Origin of the sequence: Streptomyces sp. NPDC006624, from assembly GCF_040611555.1 — a bacterium.
Lineage (GTDB): Bacteria > Actinomycetota > Actinomycetes > Streptomycetales > Streptomycetaceae > Streptomyces.
This window is the reverse complement of the sequence record NZ_JBEXOM010000011.1, coordinates 1-20,053: the sequence shown is the minus strand read 5'-3', so window position 1 is coordinate 20,053 and position 20,053 is coordinate 1. Positions and strand designations below refer to the sequence as shown.

Sequence of the window (20,053 nt, the reverse complement as noted above, 5' to 3'; positions counted from 1 at the left end):
GCGCGCCGCCGGTGCCTTCCGGGCGCGCGCCACGAGCGCCGCCGGGGAGGCGGACCGACGGCCCCGCTCTCCGGACGGCGCGGCGCCCTTGACGGGCGTGGCCGCACCGGACGCCCCAACGAGGGGGCGGTGGGCGATCGTTGCAGGCGGAGGGGGCACCAGATCCGTGGCACCAGATCCGTGTGGCACGCGCAGGTGTGGCGTGACGCGGAGGGGCGGCGCAGCCGCCACCGCACGGCCGGTCCGGCCCCCCGGCCGCGGTTGACGGCGAGGAGGTCGACATGCGAACCCGGGTGCGGGGCTGGCGCTGGCGGCACAGTCCGCTGCGGCGCAGGTCCGATGTCGTCGAGGCGTGGACGGTGCTGGCGGTCGCCGTGCTGGTCCTGGTGGGCGCGCCCCTGGTGGGGATCGCGGCCGGCTCGTGGGCGCACGGCCAGGCGCAGGCCGTGGCGGCCGAGCAGCGTGCCGAACGCCATCGCGTCCGCGCAGAGGTCATGGGCAGGACGGACGGCTCCCGGCCGACGGCGCAGGCCGGCGGAGTGCGCGGCTACCGGGCGAGCGTGCGCTGGACGGAACCGGGCGAGGGCACCCGCACCGCGACGGCCCGGGTGCCCGTGAACGCGCAGCGCGGCGAGGTCGTGGACGTCTGGTTCGACGCCCGGGGACGAAACGTTCCGCCGCCGGTGGACGGCACGGCGGTCTGGCAGCACACCCTGACGGTCGCGATCTGCGCCGGGGGCGGCACCGTGCTCGCGGTGCTCCTCGTCCACTCCGTGGTACGCCGGGCCGCCCTGCGCCGGCGCCTCGCCGAGTGGGAGTACGCGTGGGCCCGTACGGAACCACAGTGGACCCACCGCCGCGCCTGAGCGGCCCGCCCTGCGCGCCACGCCTGAGCGGCCCGGCCGGCGCCCGGTGACCCGACCACCCGTGTCCCGCGCCTCACCCGCCGCGACCGCGGACCTTCCCGCTCAGACGCTCTTGACCAGCGCCTCACCCGTCCCGGACCGCCCTCGCGCCCCGGCCGGCCCGGTGCACGGACCTGGCCAGTCCTCCGACCACCGACGTAATGTGATCATCCGCACCGTCTCCTCACCTGTTCTCACCCAAGGTGGTCCCGCATGGCCCTGTTCGACCTTCCTCTCGACGAACTGCGCGCGTACCGCAGCGCTTCCACCGAGCCCGAGGACTTCGACGGGTTCTGGTCGACGACGCTGCGGGAAGCGCGCGAGCACGATCTGAACGCCCGTTTCGAACCGGTCGACACGGGCCTGACCACCGTCCAGGTGTTCGACGTGACGTTCGCCGGCTTCGGCGGCCACCCGGTCAAGGGCTGGCTGAGGGTGCCGGCCGGGGCGGAGGGTCCGCTGCCGCTGGTCGTGGAGTTCATCGGCTACGGCGGCGGGCGCGGTCTGCCGCACGAGAACCTGCTGTGGGCGTCGACGGGCCGGGCGCACTTCGTGATGGACACCCGCGGCCAGGGCAGCGTCTGGGGCGGGGGCGGCGCCACGGCGGACCCGGTGGGCGGCGCGCCGGCGTACCCCGGCTTCATGACGCGCGGGCTCGACGCCCCGGAGAACTACTACTACCGCCGGGTGATCACGGACGCGGTGCGCGCGGTCCAGGCGGCCCGCTCGCATCCGCTGGCCGACGCCGCGCGCACGGTGGCCGCCGGTGTGAGCCAGGGCGGCGGCCTCGCGATAGCGGTGGGCGGCCTGGTGCCCGATCTGGCGGGCATCGCGCCCGACGTGCCGTTCCTGTGCGACTACCCGCGCGCGGCCACGCTCACGGACCGTCACCCGTACCGCGAGCTCGGCCTGTTCCTCAAGACGCACCGCGGCCGCACCGAAGAGGTCCTGCGCACGCTCTCCTACTTCGACGGCGTCCACTTCGCCGCCCGCGGGCGGTCCCCGGCGCTGTTCTCCGCCGCGCTGGAGGACCAGACCTGCCCGCCCTCGACCGTCTTCGCGGCGTTCAACGCCTGGAGCCACGAGGACAAGCGGATCGAGGTGTACGACTTCAACGACCACGAGGGCGGCGGCCCCTTCCAGGAGGCGGCCAAGCTGCGCTGGATGCGCTCGTACATCTGATCCGGCCGTTCACCGGCGGCGGCCTTCCGCTCTGGTCCGACCAGTCGGTACGTTCTTGGCGCCCGGGGCGCGACCTGACGGCCCCGGGGCACACGACGGCCGGCGAAGGGGTGGGGCCCATGCCCGCGAACGAGGTATCCGGAACATCGGCGTCTGGAACATCGGTGGCCGGGACATCCGTGTCCGGAACATCCATGTCCGGGACGCCCATGTCCGGGACGCCCATGTCGGTGACATCCATGTCCGGGAACGGGACGCACGGGGACGACACACAGGTGTACGGCCACTGCGACCCGCGGTTCGCAGCGGTGCACCGGGCGTTCGAGGAGAATTTCCGCGAGCGCGGCGAGCTGGGTGCCGCGGTGGCCGTGACCGTCGGCGGCCGGACGGTGGTGGACCTCTGGGGCGGCTGGGCCGACGGGGCGCGCACCCGCCCGTGGGAGCGGGACACGCTGGTGAACGTGTGGTCCACGACCAAGGGACCGGTGGCACTGTGCGCGCACGTCCTCGCCGACCGGGGGCTGCTGGACTTCGACGCGCCGGTGGCGGTGTACTGGCCGGAGTTCGCGGCGGCGGGCAAGGAGAAGGTCCTGGTGCGGCATCTGCTGTCCCACCGCGCCGGCCTGGCCGGCCTGCGGGAACCGCACTCGCTGGAGCAGCTCTGCGACTGGGAGCTGACCACGCAGCGGCTCGCGGCGACGGCGCCCTGGTGGGAGCCGGGCACCTGCTCCGGCTACCACGCGCTGACCTACGGCCACCTGGTCGGCGAGGTCGTCCGGCGGGTGTCGGGGCTGCGTCCCACGGCCTTCCTGGAACGGGAGGTGACCGGGCCGCTCGGCCTCGACTTCCGCATCGGCCTGCCGGAGCCGGACTTCGCCCGAGCGGCCGAGCTGGTGCAGCAGCCGGTCGCGCGCAGCGGTGAACAGGCGGCGGCCCTCGCCCGGTTGGCGCCCGCGGCCGTCGCCGCGCTGACCAATCCCCCGGTGGGGGCCGAGGGGGCCAACAGCCCGCAGTGGCGCGCCGCGGAGATCCCCGCGGCGAACGGGCACGGCACCGCGCGTGCGGTCGCCGCGCTGTACGGCGTCCTCGCCGGGCGCGGCACGTACGGCGGCCACCGGGTGCTGTCCCCCGAGGCGGCCGAGCGGGTGCGCGAGGGCCAGGGCGCCTGCCGCGACCTGGTGCTCGGCGCCGGGTTCGAGGGCGAGACGGAGGTCGGGCTCGGGCTGTGGCTGAGCGGAGCCCACGGCTCCTACGGGCCGAACCCGCGCGCATTCGGGCACGACGGGTTCGGCGGCTCCTGCGGACTCGCCGACCCGGAGGCGGGGGTGTCCCTCGGGTACGTGATGAACAGCATGGGGCCGCACATCGCGGACGACCCGCGCAAGATGGCGCTGGTCAACGCCCTGTACAGCGCGCTGTGACGGCAGGCCCGGGGGCCTCGGCGGGCCGCCTCCCCGCCGTGCCGCCCGCCGTGTGCCCGCGCCACCGAAGCTGCCGTCCCCTCCCCCGTCCCGCGAGCGGCCGATCGGCGCGATCCGGCGATCACGGCGATCATCGAGGTACGACAGTGCTGCCTTTCTCCGAGAGGACCCCCATGAGCACGTTCACGACCTCCGACGGCACCGAGCTGTACTACAAGGACTGGGGTGCCGGGCAGCCCGTGGTGTTCAGCCACGGGTGGCCCCTCAACGCGGACGCGTGGGACGGCCAGGCGCGGCTGGTCGCCGAGCACGGCTTCCGCGCGGTCGCGCACGACCGGCGCGGCCACGGCCGCTCGGGCCAGCCGTGGCAGGGCAACCACATGGACCGGTACGCCGACGACCTCGCCGAGCTGATCGAGGCCCTGGACCTGCGCGACGCGGTCCTGGTGGGCCACTCGACCGGTGGCGGCGAGGTGGTGCGCTACATGGGGCGGCACGGCACCGGGCGGGTCGCGAAGGCCGTGCTGCTGGGGGCGGTGCCGCCGCTGATGCTGCGCACGGAGGCCAATCCGGAGGGCACCCCGAAGGACGCCTTCGACCAGATCCGCGCGGCCGTGGCCGCCGACCGTGCGCAGTTCTACTGGGAGCTCAGCGAGAGCTTCTACGGCTTCAACCGGCCCGGGGCGGCCGCCTCGGAAGGCATGCGGCGCGCGTTCTGGCTGTGGAGCATGCAGGCCGGGCTGAAGGGCGCCTACGACTGCGTCGAGCAGTTCTCGGAGACGGACTTCACGGAGGACCTGCGGCGCATCGACGTGCCGACGCTCGTCGCGCACGGTGACGACGACCAGATCGTGCCGATCGCGGCCGCGGCGCACCGGACCTCGCAGCTCGTCGGGAACGCGACGCTCAAGGTGTACGAGGGCGCCCCGCACGGCCTGGTCGGGGACTACGAACGGGCGTTCAACGACGACCTGCTGAACTTCCTGCGCGGCTGACTACCCCGGCAGCCGGGCCACCACGAGCCGCACCCGCGGACTGCCGTCCGCCCGCCGCCCGAACTCCTCCAGGGCGTGCAGCTCCACACGGAAGCCGGCCGCCACCAGCTCGCGGCGCACCTCCCCGAGGCGGAACGCGCGGTAGTACATCACGAACGGAGGCCGCCACAGCGCGTTGCGCACCCGCATGACCGTGTCGAAGCCGAGCAGCGTCCAGTAGCCGCGCGAGCCCGGGCGGGCCGGCGCGGCCAGCGGAAAGGCGAAGCAGCCGCCCGGGCGCAGCACGGAACGCACCTGTGCGAACAGCCCGGGCACCTCGCGCGGCAGGAAGTGCCCGAAGGCCCCGAAGCTCACCACCAGGTCGAAGGCGGGCCCGAAGGGCAGGGCGCGGGCGTCGGCCCGCACCCAGGAGAGCGGCGGCCGCGCGGGCCGGACCCGCCGGCGGGCGACGTCGAGCATGCCCGCGCTGAAGTCGACCCCGGTGACGCGCTCCCGGCACACTCCGGCCAGCACACCGGCCCCGGCGCCGGTGCCGCAGCACAGGTCGAGCCCGGCGTCGAAGGGACCCAGGCGCCGCAGGACCGAGCCGACGGCGTCCAGGAGCGCGTCGGACGTCCGGAAGGGGGTGTGGTCGAACTTCGGCGCGAGCAGGTCGTAGCCGCGCTCGACGGACGACAGGGCCTGGACGGCGAGCTCGCGCAGGGTGGGGCCTTCGGGGCTGAACATCGGCTCAGCCTAGGGGAGCCCGCTGTGTGACGACGGCCAGTACGCGTGCGCACCAGCGCAGGTTCTCCTCCTCGAAGGCGATGCCGCCCATCAGGGTGAGGTAGGGGCCGACGCGCTCGGCCTCGCGGAGGTACTCCTCCTCGTCGCGGCCGGCCAGGAGCCGGTCACGGACGCGCTGGTACCGGGCGAGTTTGCCACGGGCCCAGGCCGCGCGCTCCTCGATCAGCGCGCGGATCGCCTCGGGGTCCGCGGTGTCCATGGCCTGGATCTTGATGAGGAGTTCGTCGCGGATGGCGGTGGGCCGCCGGGGCGGCGTGGCGGCGAAGGCGCGCAGGTCCTCGCGGCCCGCCTCGGTCAGCGTGAACATCCTTTTGTCGGGCCGCCGTTCCTGGCGCACGACCCTGGCCCGGATCAGCCCGTCCCGGGTGAGGCGCTCCAGCTCCCGGTAGAGCTGCTGCGGGGTCGAGGCCCAGAAGTTGGCCAGGGACACGTCGAAGACCTTGGACAGCTCGTAGCCCGAGGCCTCGCCCTCCAGCAGGGCGGCCAGCACGGCGTACTTCAACGACATGTGGACACCGTACCAACCGTTGACTAATCTGATCCGCACCTAATCAATTAGTTGACTATGCAGTGAGGCGGTTCCGATGCGTGCATTCCGTGAGGCGGTCGAGGCGCAGGACCTCGACGCCGCCGAGGCGCTGCTGGCGCCGGACGTCGTCTTCACCAGCCCGGTCGTCTTCAAGCCGTACACCGGCAAGCCGATCACGGCGGCGATCCTGCGCGCCGTCGCCGGCGTCTTCCAGGACTTCCGCTACGTGCGCGAGATCAACGACGCGAACGGCCGCGACCACGCCCTGCTCTTCACCGCGCGCGTGGGCGAACGGGAGGTCAGCGGCTGCGACTTCCTCCACGTCGGCGACGACGGGCTCATCGACGAGTTCACGGTGATGGTGCGTCCGCTGTCGGGAGCCCAGGCGCTCGCGGCGGCCATGGGCGAGCAGTTCGAGCGGATCGCCGAGGAGGCGCGGGCCCGCTCGGTGTGAGCGGCACACCCGGGGTCCCTTTCCCGCGTTCTCCCGGCGTCCGCGCCCCGTTCGCGGTTGGATGTCCTCATGACGTCCGCCGAGCACGACCGGCTGATGCGGGCCAACCAGGCGAACTGGGACGCCCGCACGCCCGTCCATCTCGCCAGCCGCTTCTACGGCCTCGACCAGGACCCCGACCCCGAGCGCTGGTTCGCCCCCTTCGAGTGGGAGGACCTCGGCGAACTGGCCGGGCGGGACGTGCTGCACCTCCAGTGCCATCTCGGCACGGAGACGATCGCCTTCGCCCGGCGCGGCGCCCGGGCCGTCGGCCTGGACTTCTCCGAGGCGTCCGTGGCGGCCGCGACGGACATCGCGGCGCGGGCCGGCGCCGACGTGAGGTACGTCCGGGCGAACGTCTACGACGCCGTCGAGGCCTTGGAGGGACGGCGGTTCGACGTCGTGTACACCGGCAAGGGCGCGTTGTGCTACCTGCCCGACCTGGACCGCTGGGCGCAGGTGGCCGCCCGGCTGCTGCGCCCGGGCGGCCTGTTGTACGTCGTCGAGTTCCACCCGCTGCTCAACTCCCTGGGCCCGAAACCCGCTCCGGGCGAGGGCCCCGAGCTGCTGCTGCGTCACGACTACCTGGGCGGCGGCGGTCCCGTGCACCGGGACGCGACCCACACGTACACGGACGGCCCCGCGGTCGAGGGGGCCACGGACAGCTACGAGTGGATGCACGGATTGGGCGAGGTCGTCACCGCGTTGACGGAGGCGGGACTCACCGTGCGGCGCCTGCGCGAGGGCGACGAACTGCCCTGGCCGCGCTGGCCGCGGATGGTCCGGACGGAGTCCGGCTGGTGGCGGCTTCCCGAGCCGCGGATCCCGTTGCTGTACGGGTTGCTGGCCGCTCGATGAGCTGACCGGCGCGCTCCTGCCGCGCTCGGTGCTACAGTCGAAAGAGCACTCGTGCACGCCCCCTGTCGTGGGCGCCGGTGCCAGTTCCCTTCTTTTTCTCTCCTCTTCTCCGGCACCAGTTCCGGACCGCGGCGTCCGCGCCGGGTTCGAGGTGCTGTTCCCCGCCGCACGCAGGCGTGCCTCAGGCCCTCCCCTCGCGGCTCTCTCTCCCCCCTTCCTTCGCATGCTCCTGCCTGCCGTCCGTGAAAGGACACCTCCCATGACCGTCACACTCGAGAACCCTCCCGCCCAGCAGCGGCCCGAGAGCCGGACCGTGCTCGGCGTCCTCGACCTCGACCGGACGGGGAAGGGGCAGCTGCGCGGCCCCGGACTCCTTCCCGAGCCCACCGACCCGCCCGTCTCCCCCGCCCTGATCCGCCTGTACGGCCTGCGCAAGGGCGACCTCGTCGAGGGCGTGCGCGGCGACCGGCGCGGCCTGACCGAGGTCGTACGGGTCAACGGCTCCGGGCCCGCCGAGCTGCGCGGCCGGCGCCACTTCCGTGACCTGACGCCCCTGCACCCGCACGAGCGGCTGCGCCTGGAACACCCCGCCGCGGGCCTCGCCGGGCGGGTCGTCGACCTGGTGGCACCGGTCGGCAAGGGCCAGCGCGGCCTCCTCGTGGCGCCGCCCAAGACCGGCAAGACCGTCCTGCTGCAGCAGATCGCCGCGGCCGTCACGGGCAACTATCCCGAGTGCCGGCTGATGGTGCTGCTCCTGGACGAACGCCCCGAGGAGGTCACCGACATGCGGCGCGGCGTGCGGGGCGAGGTGTACGCCTCGACGTTCGACCGCGGCGCCGGGCAGCACATCGCGCTCGCCGAACTCGTCATCGAGCGGGCCAAGCGCCGCGTCGAGGCCGGCGAGGACGTCGTCGTCCTGCTCGACTCGCTGACCCGGCTGTGCCGGGCGCACAACAACGCGGCCGCCTCCGGTGGCCGCATCCTCACCGGAGGCGTCGACGCCTCCGCCCTGACCGGCCCCAAGCGCTTCTTCGGCGCCGCCCGCTCGGCCGAGGAGGGCGGTTCCCTCACGATCCTGGCGACCGCGCTGGCGGAGACCGGTTCCCGGGCCGACGACTTCTACTTCGAGGAGCTGAAGAGCACCGGCAACATGGAGCTCCGCCTGAGCCGGGACCCCGCCTCCCGCCGCGTGTTCCCGGCCGTCGACATCGTCCCCTCCGGCACCCGCCGCGAGGAACTCCTGCTGCCCCCGGCCGAGCTGGCGGCCGTCCACGCCCTGCGGCGCGTGCTGCGGAACCGCGACGGGCAGTCCGCCCTGGAGACCCTGCTGGAGCGGATGCGCGAGACACCGGACAACGCGACGTTCCTGCGGCGGGTCCTGCCGACGCTGCCCGCGGACTGACGAGGTGCGTGGGCGGCGGGGCGCCCTCGCGGTCGGCCGTCCGGCGTTCCGTCCGTGCGGCATCCGGGTGCTCGCGCGCGCCCGACGGCCCCGCCGTCACGGTGGAGAGCGGGGCCGTTTCTACGTTGATCGTATGATCATCGGATTCTCTTCCCGGGTGGCCGTGTCGGCCGGTGCGCTCTGCACGGCGGGGCTCCTGGCGGTGATGCCCGCCGCGGCGGCCGTCCCCGGCGGGGCGGAGCCCACCGTGCCGGCCGTGCCGGGGGCAGCCGCCCCGCATCCCTCGCTGCTGTACCGGCCCGGCGTCCACGTCCGCCCGGGCGCCCGGACTCCCCGCGTCCCGAAGGTCTCCGCCCTGTCCTGGCTGGTGGCCGACGCCCGCACCGGCGAGGTGCTCGCCGCCCACAACGCGCACCGCAGACTGCCGCCGGCCAGCACCCTCAAGACGCTGTTCGCCATCACCGTGCTGCCGTCCCTGCCCGCGGGCATCCGGCACACGGTCCGTGAGCGGGAACTGCGCGGTATCGGGGCGGGCAGCAGCCTGGTCGGCGTCGCCGAGGGCCGCACCTACCGGGTCGCCGACCTGTGGCGCGGCGTCTTCCTCAACTCCGGCAACGACGCCGTGCACGTCCTGGCCGAACTCAACGGCGGCTGGCGGGCGACGGCGCAACGGATGCAGGCCAAGGCACGGTCGCTGGGCGCTCTCGACACGCGCGTGGTGTCGCCGGACGGCTACGACGCCCCGGGCCAGGTCTCCTCGGCCTACGACCTGGCCCTCTTCGGCCGGGTGGGGCTGCGCAACCCGGACTTCGCGCGGTACTGCGCCACGGTCGAGGCGCGGTTCCCGGGCGGCGGCAACTGGTCGTACCCCATCCGCAACACCAACCGGCTGCTGAGCGGCGCCCGCGGAGTGAAGCCGTACCGGGGGCTGATCGGCATCAAGAACGGCTACACCAGCAAGGCCGGCAGCACGCTCGTCGCAGCGGCGCGCCGGGACGGCCGCACCCTCGTGGTGACGGTGATGAACCCGCAGGAGGGCGGCGGCTCCGCCGTCTACGAAGAGGCACGCTCGCTGCTCGACTGGGGGTTCCGATCGGCCGGGACGGTCGAGGCGGTGGGCTCGCTCGGCCCGTCCCGGCCCACCGCCCCTCCCGAGACGACGCCTCCTCCCGCCGTCGCCGCGGCCGTGCCGAAGGAACCGGAGTCCGTCTGGACGGAGGCCGGGCTGATCGTCGGTGCCACCGGGCTGGGCGCCGCGGTCGTGGTGCTGGTGCTTCGGATCCCGGTGCGCAGACCCGGGCGGAGCTGACCGGCCGGCAGCCACAGCAGCAGCCCCAGGGTGATCCACACATAGGCGTTGGAGCCTGCGAACCCGTCGGCGCCGGAGGTGTCGTCGAACCACAGCCACACCACGCTGGTGCACAGCACCGCGTACAGGGCGCCCGCGATCCGGACGCGCCCGGTGCGCACCAGCACGGCGAAGGACGGCAGCAGCCACACCAGGTGGTGCACCCAGGTGACCGGGCTCACCAGGCACGCGGCGAGGCCGGTCAGGGCGAACGCGGCCGTACCGTCACCCGCCGCCACCGCCCGGCGCGTCCGGACCGCCCACACGCCGAGGACCAGCAGCACCGCCGCCGCCCACACCGCCCGGTCGGTCGTGCCGAGCCGGGCCAGGACGCCCTGCACCGACTGGTTGGAGACATAGCCGAGGCGGCCCACCCGGTCGGTGTCCCACAGCGCCTCGGTCCAGTAGAAGCGCGAGGCGTCCGGGTCCACCCCGGCCGCGAGGGCCGTGGCGCCGATCGCCACCGCCGTGGCGAGAGCGGCGGCACGCCACTGCCTGGCCACCAGCAGCAGTCCGATGAACAACGCCGGCGTGAGCTTGATCGCGGCCGCCAGCCCGATGCCGGCGCCCGCGAGCCGTCCGCGTCCGCCGGCGAGCAGGGCCCCGTCGGCGAGCACGAGGGCGAGCAGCAGCAGGTTCACCTGGCCGAAGCTGACGGTGTCGCGCAGCGGTTCGAACAGCGCGAGCAGACAGGCCAGCAGGGCCCAGCCGAACGGGCCGGGGCGCCGCCGGTCCGGCCCGGCGAGCAGACGCAGGATCAGGGCCAGGGCGGCCAGGTCGAGCAGCAGGGTGACGGCGATCGTGGCGGGCAGGTCCAGCAGGGCCATCGGCAGCATGGCGACGGCGGCGAAGGGCGGGTAGGTGAAGCCGTACGCCGTGCCGGGCACGCGGTAGTCGTAGAGGCGGCCGCCGTGATGGACCCAGGCGTCGACGCTGCCGTGGTAGACGCGCAGGTCGAACCAGTCGCGCAGCAGGGGAACGGTCGCGGTGAACACGGTCACGGCCGTGGCGAGGGCGAGCACCAGCAGCAGCCGGCCGCGGTCGCCGCGCGGCAGGGCCGGGGTCATGCGGCGCGTCCGGGCGCGGGGGCCGATTCGGCCTGGCGCGCCTGCCACAGCACGACGATCGCGAGGGCGCCGCCGGAGACGGCCAGCAGCAGCCGCCCGGTGTCCGCCGGGCCGCCGTCGGGCAGCACGCACAGCGCGAGCACCCCGGTCACGGCGGCGGTGCGGTGGCGTACGGAGGCGCTGGGCGCGGCGGCTGCGACGAGGAACAGCCCCCACAAGGCGTACCAGGGGCGGATCGCCGGGCCGAGGGCGGCGACCGCCGCGAGGCTCAGGCCCAGGGCGTAGACGGGCCGCGGGCGCAGCCTCAGCCAGATCAGCGCGATCGCGGCGACGGCCGTGACGATGCCCAGGGTGTGCCAGGCGGGGACGGCGAGGGGCGCGAGGTCGCTGCCGAGGTGGTGCAGCAGGGTCCCGGTGGCGCGGCCGAGGAGGGTGGTCAGGGCCCAGTTCTGCGGCGAGACGGGGGTGTCGAGGGCGCCGATCCAGCCGTACCCGGTGCCGGCCGCCGCCGTGGCGGCGGCGGTGGTCCCGGCGGCCGCTGCCGTGGTGGTCAGCAGGGCCTTCGCCGGTCCGCGGCCCGCCTGGGCCTGGAGGACGACGACGGCGGCCAGTCCGAGCGCGGCGGGCGCCTTGACCAGGGCGGCGAGCGTGACGAGGACGGCGCCGAGGACCGGCCACCGGCCGAGCACGGCCACCAGGCCCACACCGAGCAGGCCGAGCATGACGGCGTCGTTGTGCGCTCCGGCGACCAGGTGCAGCAGCACGAGCGGGTTGAGGGCGCCCAGCCAGAGCGCCGCGGCCGGGTCGGCGCCGCCGTGGCGGGCCAGGCGGGGCAGCGCGGCGGCCATCAGGGCGACCCCGGCGAGCGCGACGAGCCGCATCCCGAACAGACCTGCGGGCAGTTCGCCGCCGGTCAGGCCCGACAGGGCCGCGGAGACCGCGAGGAACACCGGGCCGTAGGGGGCGCCGGTGTGCCGCCAGAGCGGGGCGACCTCGTCGGCGAGCGGGCCGCCGAGCCGGGACGGGCCGTGGGCGTAGACGTCCAGGTGCGCCTGGACCATCGCGCCCTGGGCGAGGTAGCTGTAGACGTCCCGGCTGAACAGCGGCGGCGCGAGCAGCAGCGGGGCGCACCAGGTGGCGAGGACGGGCAGCAGGGCACGCGGGGCGGGCGGCCGCGGGCCCCGCACCAGGCGGCCCAGCAGCACCCAGGCCGCGATCAGCAGGACGAGACCGAAGTACACGCCGACCATTCCGAGGGCGGCGCCCGCCGAGGCCGGGTGGAGGAGATCCCGTACGGGCAGGGCTCCGGCCGTCTCACCGCCCAGGGCGAGGACGGCGGAACCGGCCAGACCGAGGATCTGGCAGCGGCGGAGATCGGCGGGGAAAGCCATGGCCAGCACTCGGGCAGCGTGGCAACGCCGTGTGGCCGGAAGGGGACGCCTCCCTCTCCGCCGGGCGGCCTGCGTGTGACCGGCCGGTGATCGCGGGGGCGGTCAGAACACCGACAGGCCGGTCAGGGTCGTGAAGCGGTCGAGTGCCGCCACGCCCGCCACCGAGTTGCCCCGCTCGTCCAGGCCGGGGCTCCACACGCACAGCGCGCAGCGGCCCGGGACCACCGCGATGATGCCGCCGCCGACACCGCTCTTGCCGGGCAGTCCCACGCGGTAGGCGAAGTCGCCCGCCGCGTCGTACGTGCCGCAGGTCAGCATGATCGCGTTGATCTGCTTGGCCTGGCTGCGCGTGAGCAGGCGGCTGCCGTCGGCGCGCGTGCCGTGGCGGGCCAGGAACGTCGTGGCCAGGGCGAGATCGGCGCAGGACGCGGTGACCGAGCACTGGCGGAAGTACTGCTCGAGGAGCGTCGGCACCGGGTTGTCGATGTTGCCGTACGAGGCCATGAAGTGCGCCAGGGCGGCGTTGCGGTTGCCGTGGGCCGACTCGGAGGCGGCGACCTCCTGGTCGAAGGACAGGTCCGCGTTGCCGCTCTCCGCCCGCAGGAACGCGAGCAGTTCGCCCGAGGCGTCGCCGGTGCGGGTGTGCAGCCGGTCCGTGACGACGAGGGCGCCGGCGTTGATGAACGGGTTGCGCGGGATGCCGTTCTCGTACTCCAGCTGCACCAGGGAGTTGAAGGGGTTGCCGGAGGGCTCGCGGCCCACGTGCTCCCAGAGGGCGTCGCCCTCGCGGGCGAGGTCCAGGGCGAGGGTGAAGACCTTGGTGATCGACTGGGTGGAGAACGGCTGCCGCCAGTCCCCCACCCCGTACACCGTGCCGTCCGGTTCGGCGACGGCCATGCCGAACCGGCGCGGGTCGCAGGCGGCGAGCGCCGGGATGTAGCCGGCGGGCCGGCCGCGGCCGGGGGTCCGTTCGATCTCCTCGGCGATGCGCTCCAGGACCGGCGCGAAGTCCGTCGACGATGTCATGATCACCATTCTCCCTCGGTGCCGGTCCCGGTGCGCTCGCGGTGGGTCAGGCCGGGGCGGGGCCGCTGCCCGCCAGCACCTCGGGACGGAGCAGCCCGGCGAGGGTGTCGGCGGGGAGCAGGCCCTTTTCCAGGACGAGTTCGGCCACGCCCCGGCCGGTGGCGAGCGCCTCCTTGGCGATGTCGGTGGCGGCGGTGTAGCCGATGTGCGGGTTGAGGGCGGTGACCAGGCCGATGGAGTTCTCCACGGTCGTCCTCAGCGCCTCGGTGTTGGCGGTGATCCCGGCGACGCAGCGCTCGGCGAGCGTCACGCAGGCGCTCCGCAGGTGCGTGATCGACTCGGACAGGGAGTGCAGGATGATCGGCTCGAAGGCGTTGAGCTGGAGCTGTCCGGCCTCGGCGGCCATGGTGATGGTGACGTCGTTGCCGATGACCTCGAAGGCGACCTGGTTGACGACCTCGGGGATGACCGGGTTGACCTTGCCGGGCATGATCGACGAACCGGCCTGTACGGGCGGCAGGTTGATCTCGCCGAGGCCCGCGCGCGGGCCGGAGGACAGCAGGCGCAGGTCGTTGCAGCTCTTGGACAACTTGACGGCGATGCGCTTGAGCACGCCGGACATCTGCACGAACGCGCCGCAGTCCTGGGTCGCCTCGACCAGGTCGGCCGCCGTGACCAGGGGCAGGCCGGTGAGGGCCGCGAGGTGGCGGCGGGCCGACTCGGCGTATCCGGCGGGGGCGTTGAGGCCGGTGCCGATGGCCGTGGCGCCCAGGTTGATCTCATGGATCAACTGGACGGCCTCGGCAAGACGGGACCGGTCCTCGTCGATCATGACGGCGTAGGCGGAGAACTCCTGACCGAGTGTCATCGGCACCGCGTCCTGCAACTGTGTACGGCCCATCTTGAGCACGTCGCGGAACTCGACGGCCTTGGCCGCGAACGCGTCCTGGAGCACGGACATCGCGTCGAGGAGCCCGCGCACCGCGAACACCGTCGCGATCTTGACCGCGGTCGGGTAGACGTCGTTGGTGGACTGGCCGAGGTTGACGTCCTCGTTGGGGTGCAGGTACCGGTACTCGCCCTTGGCGTGGCCCAGCAGTTCCAGCGCCCGGTTCGCCACGACCTCGTTGGCGTTCATGTTGGTGGAGGTGCCGGCACCGCCCTGGACGACGTCGACGACGAACTGGTCGTGGAGCTTGCCGTCCCGTATCTCGCGGCAGGCGGCGACGATGGCGGCGGCCTTGCGCGGCTCCAGCAGTCCCAGCTCCTCGTTGGCGAGGGCGGCGGCCTCCTTGACGGCGGCCAGGGCGTCGATGAGGTGCGGGTGGGCGGAGATCGGCGTCCCCGTGATGGGGAAGTTCTCCGTGGCGCGCAGGGTGTGCACACCCCAGTAGGCGTCGGCGGGAACGTCACGGTCGCCGAGCAGGTCGTGCTCGGTGCGGGTGGCGGCGGTCATGAGGGTGAGGGTCCCTTTTCTGAGGAGCGAGGGTGGATGAGCGCCCCGTCAGGGGCGCGGGGAACGGCGCGACCGGCCACGGAGGACCCGCGGCCGCCGGACGGGAGAATCCGGCACCCGCTCAGGCGCGGGCGGCACCGGCGAGGGGTTCCAGCGAGGGAGCGGGCCGCACCCGCCCGACCTCCCGGCCGCCCCCGAGCAGCGGCTCGCCCGCGAACTCGGTGAGCGGCTCCGGGTCGACTCCCGCCCGGGCCAGCGCGGCGGCGGCCACCGGCACCCGCGCCCGGTTCGCCCCGTCGGCGATCTTCACCGCCACGGCCCGCCCGTCGGGCAGCGCGGCGACCTGCACGCCCTCGAAGCCGTCCTTGGTGAGCAGCCCCGGCACGGCCCGCATCAGCGCGGCGACGTCGCGGCCGGAGCCGGAGGCCATCTCCGCGTGCTCGCGCATCGCGTCGGCGACCCGGGCCTCGGGGGTGCCCGGGGCCGCGGTGGTGATCCGGGCGGTCGCGCGGGCCAGGCCGTGCAGCGAGACCGCGAACAGGGGCGCGCCGCAGCCGTCGACCGTGACCCGGGCGATGCGCTGCCCGGTGAGGTCCTCGACGATCTCGGCGATGGCCTGCTGGAGCGGGTGGGCCGGGTCGAGGTAGCTGTCCAGCGGCCAGCCGTTCAGGGCGCAGGTGTAGAGCATGGCGGCGTGCTTGCCGGAGCAGTTCTGGGCGAGGCGTGAGGGCAGCCGGCCCTCGCGCACCCAGCTGTCGCGCACCACCGGGTCGAACGGCATGTCCGGGACGTTGCGCAGCCGGCCCTCGGTGAGCCCGGCGAGTTCGAGGATGCGCCGGGCGCCGGCGAGGTGGCGTTCCTCGCCGGAGTGGCTGGCCGCGGTGAGCGACAGCAGCTCGCCGTCGAGCGGGAGCCCGGCCCGCACCATGGCCACGGCCTGCACGGGCTTGAGCGCGGAGCGCGGGTAGAAGGCGGCCTCGGTGTCTCCGATCCGGAGCCGGACCTCTCCGCCGGCGTCGAGGACGACGACGGAGCCGTAGTGGGTGCCTTCGACGATTCCGCCGCGGACGAGGTGGGCGACGGGGGCGTGGACGGGTTCACGGACAGGGGGTGCGTCCGCGAGGGAACTGCTGTACATCACTGCCTGCTTCTTCTGGAGCGGCGCGTCGGTCACGCGCCGGCACCGGTGGTGGACTGGTGGGCGACACGGCGGCGGACGGCGAACCATCCGGCGACCAGTGCCCCGGCGATCAGCGGCAGGCACAGCACGGTGGTGCGTCCGGCGCCGCCGTCGGCGTACATGAGGACCAGGACGGAGGCGAGGAACGCCAGCGTCACGAGTTCGGTCCAGGGGGAGCCCGGCAGCCGGTAGCCGGGGCGGGTCAGCTCGCCCCTCTGGGTCCTCTGCCAGAACAGGAGGTGACAGACCATGATCATGCCCCAGGTGGCGAGGATGCCGATCGCGGCGAAGTTCAGCACGATCTCGAACGCCTCGGCGGGCACGACGAAGTTGAGGCCGACGCCCAGGACGCAGACGCCGCTGGTGAGCAGGATGCCGCCGTAGGGGACCTGGCTGCGGCTCATCACGGACGTGAACCGGGGGGCGGACCCGGCCATGGCCATGGAGCGCAGGATGCGTCCGGTGGAGTAAAGGCCGGAGTTGAGCGAGGACATGGCGGCGGTGAGGACGACGAGGTTCATCACGCCGCCGGCCGCGGGGACGCCGATGTTGGACAGCACCGTCACGAACGGGCTCTCACCGGCGGTGTACTTGTTCCAGGGCAGCAGCATCGACAGCAGGACGACCGAGCCGACGTAGAACAGGCCGACGCGCCACATGATCGAGTTGATCGCCTTCGGCATGATCTTCTCGGGGTTCTCGGTCTCGCCAGCCGCGACGCCGACCAGTTCGACGGAGGCGTAGGCGAAGACGACGCCCTGGATGATCAGCAGCATGGGCAGCAGGCCGTGCGGGAAGACGCCGCCGTTGTCGCCGATCAGGGACGGGCCGGGGCTGTGGCCGTCGACGGGGTGCTGGGTGACCAGCAGGAAGATGCCGATGCACATGAAGAGGACGAGCGCGCCGACCTTGACGATCGCGAACCAGAACTCCAGCTCGCCGAAGATCTTCACCGAGATCAGGTTCACGGTGAGCACCACCGCCAGCGCGATCAGCGCGATCACCCACTGCGGGATGTCGGAGAACATGCCCCAGTAGTGGGTGTAGGTGGCGACGGCGGTGATGTCGGCGATGCCGGTGGTCGCCCAGTTGAGGAAGTACATCCAGCCGGCGGTGTAGGCGCCCTTCTCCCCCATGAACTCGCGGGCGTACGACACGAAGGCGCCGGAGGAGGGCCGGTAGAGCACCAGTTCGCCGAGGGCGCGGACCACGAGGAAGGCGAACAGGCCGCAGACCGCGTAGGCGAGGAAGAGGGACGGCCCGGCCTCGGCGAGGCGGCCGCCGGCGCCCAGGAAGAGGCCGGTGCCTATGGCCCCGCCGATGGCGATCATGTTGACGTGCCGTGACTTCAGGGACTTGCTGTAGCCCGCGTCTCCGGCGTCGACATGGCCGGAACGTTTCTGCACATCCTCGTGCAGGGACTGCTCGCTCACGCCTCGGTTCCGCCTTCCGTGGGGGTGTCCGTACGCGCGGAGCGCACGATGTCGGTGAGAGTCGTCTCGACGCGGTCGAGATGGTGGGCCATGGCCTCCTCCGCGTCGTTCCCGGAACCGTCGACCAGCGCCTCGACGATCGCCCGGTGCTCGCGGTTGGACTGCTCACGGCGTCCGCCCAGCTCGTTGAGGAAGGCGGACTGGCGGGCCAGCGCGTCCCGGATCTCCTCGATGACCCGGCGGAAGACCGGGTTCTGGGCGGCTTCGGCCACCGCGAGGTGGAAAAGCGTGTCCATGGCGACCCAGGCGGTCGTGTCCGTCTCCCGCTCCATCCGGTCCAGCAGGTGGGCCAGGTGGTCGAGGTTCTCCGGGGTGCGGCGCCGGGCGGCGTACCCGGCGACCGGGATCTCGACGTGGCGGCGCACCTCCAGCAGGTCGCTGGCCGAGTAGTCGCCGAAGGTGGGGTCCTCGACGGCGCTGGCGACCACGAAGGTGCCCTTGCCGGTCCGGGACACGGTCAGGCCCATGGTCTGCAGCGCCCGCAGCGCCTCGCGGAGCACGGGCCGGGAGACCTCCAGGGTGCGGCACAGCTCCGCCTCGGAGGGGAGCTTGTCGCCGATGGCGTACTCGCCGCGCTCGATGGCGCCGCGCAGGTGCGCCAGCACCGCTTCCATGGCGCTGATGCGCCGCACGGGCTGTCCGGCTGTCCGGCTGTCTGACAGGTTCACGGGAGTGATCCTGCGGGGCGCGGGAGGCGGCTGTCAAGGGTGGCGGGAGGGCGGACGGGGAGCCGGACACCCGCGGTCGGTGTTGCGGCCCCTTGACGAGGACCGGCGGTCGACCGCGCGGAGGAAACCCTCTGCTGCGCGCGGGCACGTGCGGTTCTCACCGACGCGGCCCTCCCCGCGCCTCACAGGCCCGCGAGCGCGGCCCCCGCGAAGGCCGCCGTGACCCCGGCCGTCACACTCGCCGCCACGTTCGCGGCGGCGTGGAGGCGGGCTCCCGTCTCCGCCAGCCGCAGCGTCTCGTAGGAGAACGTCGAGTACGTCGTCAGGGCGCCGCACAGGCCGGTGCCGAGCAGGAGCTGCAGGTGGGCGGCGGCTCCGGTGAGCAGGCCGAGGAGCAGGCAGCCGGTGACGTTCACCGCGAGGGTGCCCCAGGGGAAGACCGAGTCGTGCCGGGCCTGGACCGCGCGATCGGTGAGGTAGCGGAGCGGGGCGCCGACCATCGCGCCGCCGATGACCAGCAGCCAGTTCACGGCGACTTCTCACCCTCCCCGTCCGTTCCGCCGGCCGGCCGGGACGGGCGGCCGGTGTACCGGACGACCTCGCAGTCGTCGAGCGTCACCAGCCCCTCGGTGACGAGTTCGTCCAGCTGCGGCAGGAAGGCCCGGACGCGTGGCTCGGTGTCGACGACGACCACGGCGACCGGGAGGTCCTCGCTGAGGGACAGCAGCCGCGCGGTGTGGATCAGCGAGGACGCGCCGAAGCCCTCGATACCGCGGAAGACGCTGGCGCCCGCCAGGCCGGCCGCGTGCGCGCGGTGGACGATCTCCGCGTACACGGGCCGGTGGTGCCAGGTGTCACTCTCACCGACGATGACGGTCAGGCGCAGCGCTCTGCCGGCCGGTCTCGTCATGACTGCCTCCGAGTGCCGTTCCTCCGCCCGGTCACGGCTGCCTCCAAGTGCCTTCCTCGGCCTGGTCATGGCTGCCTCCAACTGCCTTCCTCGGCCTGGTCATGGCTGCCTCCTGTTCAGGACGCGGCGGGTCGCGCCGGCCGCGAGCCACACCGCTGTGAGGGCCGCGAGCGGCGTCGCCGCGAGGTAGGCCACAGCGGTGCCGGCGTGGCCGTGGCCGAGCAGGTACCGGATGTCGACCGCGTACGTCGAGAAGGTGGTGAAGCCGCCGAGGACGCCGGTGCCGAAGAAGGGGCGGACCAGGGGGTGGGCGGTGCGGACCTCGGTGACGACCACCAGGAACACGCCGATGACGGCGCAGCCCACGACGTTGACCGCGAAAGTCGTCCAGGGGAAGTGGCCTGCGGCCGCGGGCCACCACAGGGACGCCGCGTAGCGGGCGGCCGCCCCCGCTCCCCCGCCGAGCGACACGGCCGCGACCACGGGCGCCTGGTCGCGCCAGGTGGTGAGGCGCGGGGCGGGGGCCTGGACGCGGAGGTTCTCGGGGACCGCCATGGTGGTACGACTCCTACTCGCCGGGGCCCGGGGTCGTGCGGGCGCGTGCCGTCGCAAGTAGGGACCGTTGGCGGCGCCGGTGCAGCGGTTCGGGTACGGCGGGCCCCACCGCCGCGCCGCGGCGTCGTCCGCGGCCGGGTTTCAGGCTAACCGTTCCTGAAGACTGAGCGGGAGTGAGTCCTGTTGCCAGGGCTCATGCTCAGCCGGACATCCCGAACGGTGTTGGGTGTCCTGGTTGCCCACTTTCACTCCGCGTCCGGCACGCACGGATCGTGTCCGTGGTCCGGGGATGAGGGGGCGGGGTTCCTCACGCCCCGGGACCGCCGGGCCGGCCTGGACGGTCCGATGCCCCTGCTCATCACTCCGGTGTGCAGGGGGCGGTGCCGTC

19 protein-coding genes and 2 pseudogenes are annotated in these 20,053 nt (G+C 73.6%); 8 read left to right on the top strand and 13 right to left on the bottom strand.

Going from position 1 to position 20,053, the window contains the following annotated elements:
- The first annotated feature begins 281 nt into the window (after positions 1-281).
- The 4 genes from ABZY20_RS21095 to ABZY20_RS21080 all read left to right on the top strand — a co-directional run bounded on the left by ABZY20_RS21095 (position 282) and on the right by ABZY20_RS21080 (position 4,503).
- A complete protein-coding gene (locus ABZY20_RS21095) occupies positions 282-866 on the top strand; it encodes a hypothetical protein (protein ID WP_356443030.1) in 585 nt (194 codons plus the stop codon).
- 252 nt (positions 867-1,118) lie between these two features.
- Positions 1,119-2,087, top strand: a complete 969-nt coding sequence (locus ABZY20_RS21090) for an acetylxylan esterase (protein WP_356443029.1) — start codon at positions 1,119-1,121, stop codon at positions 2,085-2,087.
- A gap of 239 nt (positions 2,088-2,326) precedes the next feature.
- On the top strand, positions 2,327-3,508 hold the full coding sequence (locus ABZY20_RS21085) for a serine hydrolase domain-containing protein (protein WP_356443028.1): 1,182 nt from the start codon (positions 2,327-2,329) through the stop codon (positions 3,506-3,508).
- Positions 3,509-3,681: 173 nt separating this feature from the next.
- Positions 3,682-4,503, top strand: a complete 822-nt coding sequence (locus tag ABZY20_RS21080; protein WP_356443027.1) for an alpha/beta hydrolase — start codon at positions 3,682-3,684, stop codon at positions 4,501-4,503.
- On the opposite strand, the gene ABZY20_RS21075 is transcribed toward ABZY20_RS21080, so the two are convergent.
- Entirely contained in the window at positions 4,504-5,229 is a 726-nt protein-coding gene (locus ABZY20_RS21075) for a class I SAM-dependent methyltransferase (protein WP_356443026.1), read from the bottom strand.
- Positions 5,230-5,233: 4 nt separating this feature from the next.
- Positions 5,234-5,797 carry a PadR family transcriptional regulator gene (locus ABZY20_RS21070; protein ID WP_356443025.1) on the bottom strand — a complete coding sequence of 188 codons (564 nt, stop codon included), beginning with the start codon at positions 5,795-5,797 and terminating at the stop codon, positions 5,234-5,236.
- A gap of 76 nt (positions 5,798-5,873) precedes the next feature.
- On the opposite strand from ABZY20_RS21070, the gene ABZY20_RS21065 reads away from it, so the two are divergent.
- From ABZY20_RS21065 to ABZY20_RS21050, 4 genes and pseudogenes are all read left to right on the top strand, one after another.
- Positions 5,874-6,272 (top strand): nuclear transport factor 2 family protein, encoded by a 399-nt coding sequence (locus ABZY20_RS21065; protein WP_356443024.1) that lies wholly within the window; start codon positions 5,874-5,876, stop codon positions 6,270-6,272.
- A 69-nt stretch (positions 6,273-6,341) separates the two neighbouring features.
- The gene (locus ABZY20_RS21060; protein ID WP_356443023.1) at positions 6,342-7,169 is read left to right on the top strand and encodes a class I SAM-dependent methyltransferase; all 828 of its coding nucleotides are present in this window, start codon (positions 6,342-6,344) and stop codon (positions 7,167-7,169) included.
- 259 nt (positions 7,170-7,428) lie between these two features.
- Entirely contained in the window at positions 7,429-8,571 is a 1,143-nt protein-coding gene (gene rho / locus ABZY20_RS21055; protein WP_356443022.1) for a transcription termination factor Rho, read from the top strand.
- 133 nt (positions 8,572-8,704) lie between these two features.
- A pseudogene (locus tag ABZY20_RS21050) lies at positions 8,705-9,541 on the top strand (serine hydrolase); the annotation flags it as partial.
- Positions 9,542-9,624: 83 nt separating this feature from the next.
- On the opposite strand, the gene ABZY20_RS21045 reads toward ABZY20_RS21050, so the two are convergent.
- The 11 genes and pseudogenes from ABZY20_RS21045 to ABZY20_RS20995 all read right to left on the bottom strand — a co-directional run.
- Positions 9,625-10,986, bottom strand: a complete 1,362-nt coding sequence (locus ABZY20_RS21045) for a glycosyltransferase 87 family protein (RefSeq protein ID WP_356443021.1) — start codon at positions 10,984-10,986, stop codon at positions 9,625-9,627.
- The gene (mptB, locus tag ABZY20_RS21040) at positions 10,983-12,377 is read right to left on the bottom strand and encodes a polyprenol phosphomannose-dependent alpha 1,6 mannosyltransferase MptB (protein ID WP_356443252.1); all 1,395 of its coding nucleotides are present in this window, start codon (positions 12,375-12,377) and stop codon (positions 10,983-10,985) included. The genes ABZY20_RS21045 and mptB overlap by 4 nt, the downstream gene beginning before the upstream one ends.
- A 102-nt stretch (positions 12,378-12,479) precedes the next feature.
- Entirely contained in the window at positions 12,480-13,412 is a 933-nt protein-coding gene (locus ABZY20_RS21035) for a glutaminase (RefSeq protein WP_356443020.1), read from the bottom strand.
- Between the two features lie 37 nt (positions 13,413-13,449).
- A complete protein-coding gene (gene aspA / locus ABZY20_RS21030; RefSeq protein WP_356443019.1) occupies positions 13,450-14,859 on the bottom strand; it encodes an aspartate ammonia-lyase in 1,410 nt (469 codons plus the stop codon).
- Between the two features lie 121 nt (positions 14,860-14,980).
- Entirely contained in the window at positions 14,981-15,997 is a 1,017-nt protein-coding gene (locus ABZY20_RS21025) for an asparaginase (protein ID WP_356443251.1), read from the bottom strand.
- A 32-nt stretch (positions 15,998-16,029) separates the two neighbouring features.
- Positions 16,030-17,472, bottom strand: a complete 1,443-nt coding sequence (locus ABZY20_RS21020) for an amino acid permease (RefSeq protein WP_356443018.1) — start codon at positions 17,470-17,472, stop codon at positions 16,030-16,032.
- Positions 17,469-18,146, bottom strand: a complete 678-nt coding sequence (locus ABZY20_RS21015; RefSeq protein ID WP_356443250.1) for a FadR/GntR family transcriptional regulator — start codon at positions 18,144-18,146, stop codon at positions 17,469-17,471. Before ABZY20_RS21015 ends, ABZY20_RS21020 begins: the two co-directional genes overlap by 4 nt.
- Before the next feature lie 236 nt (positions 18,147-18,382).
- Positions 18,383-18,730 (bottom strand): CrcB family protein, encoded by a 348-nt coding sequence (locus tag ABZY20_RS21010; RefSeq protein ID WP_356443017.1) that lies wholly within the window; start codon positions 18,728-18,730, stop codon positions 18,383-18,385.
- Positions 18,727-19,110 (bottom strand): DUF190 domain-containing protein, encoded by a 384-nt coding sequence (locus ABZY20_RS21005; RefSeq protein ID WP_356443016.1) that lies wholly within the window; start codon positions 19,108-19,110, stop codon positions 18,727-18,729. Before ABZY20_RS21005 ends, ABZY20_RS21010 begins: the two co-directional genes overlap by 4 nt.
- A 99-nt stretch (positions 19,111-19,209) precedes the next feature.
- Positions 19,210-19,665 (bottom strand): fluoride efflux transporter CrcB, encoded by a 456-nt coding sequence (crcB, locus tag ABZY20_RS21000; RefSeq protein ID WP_356443015.1) that lies wholly within the window; start codon positions 19,663-19,665, stop codon positions 19,210-19,212.
- Positions 19,666-19,806: 141 nt separating this feature from the next.
- Positions 19,807-20,053 (bottom strand): annotated as a pseudogene (locus ABZY20_RS20995) (IS200/IS605 family accessory protein TnpB-related protein); the annotation flags it as partial.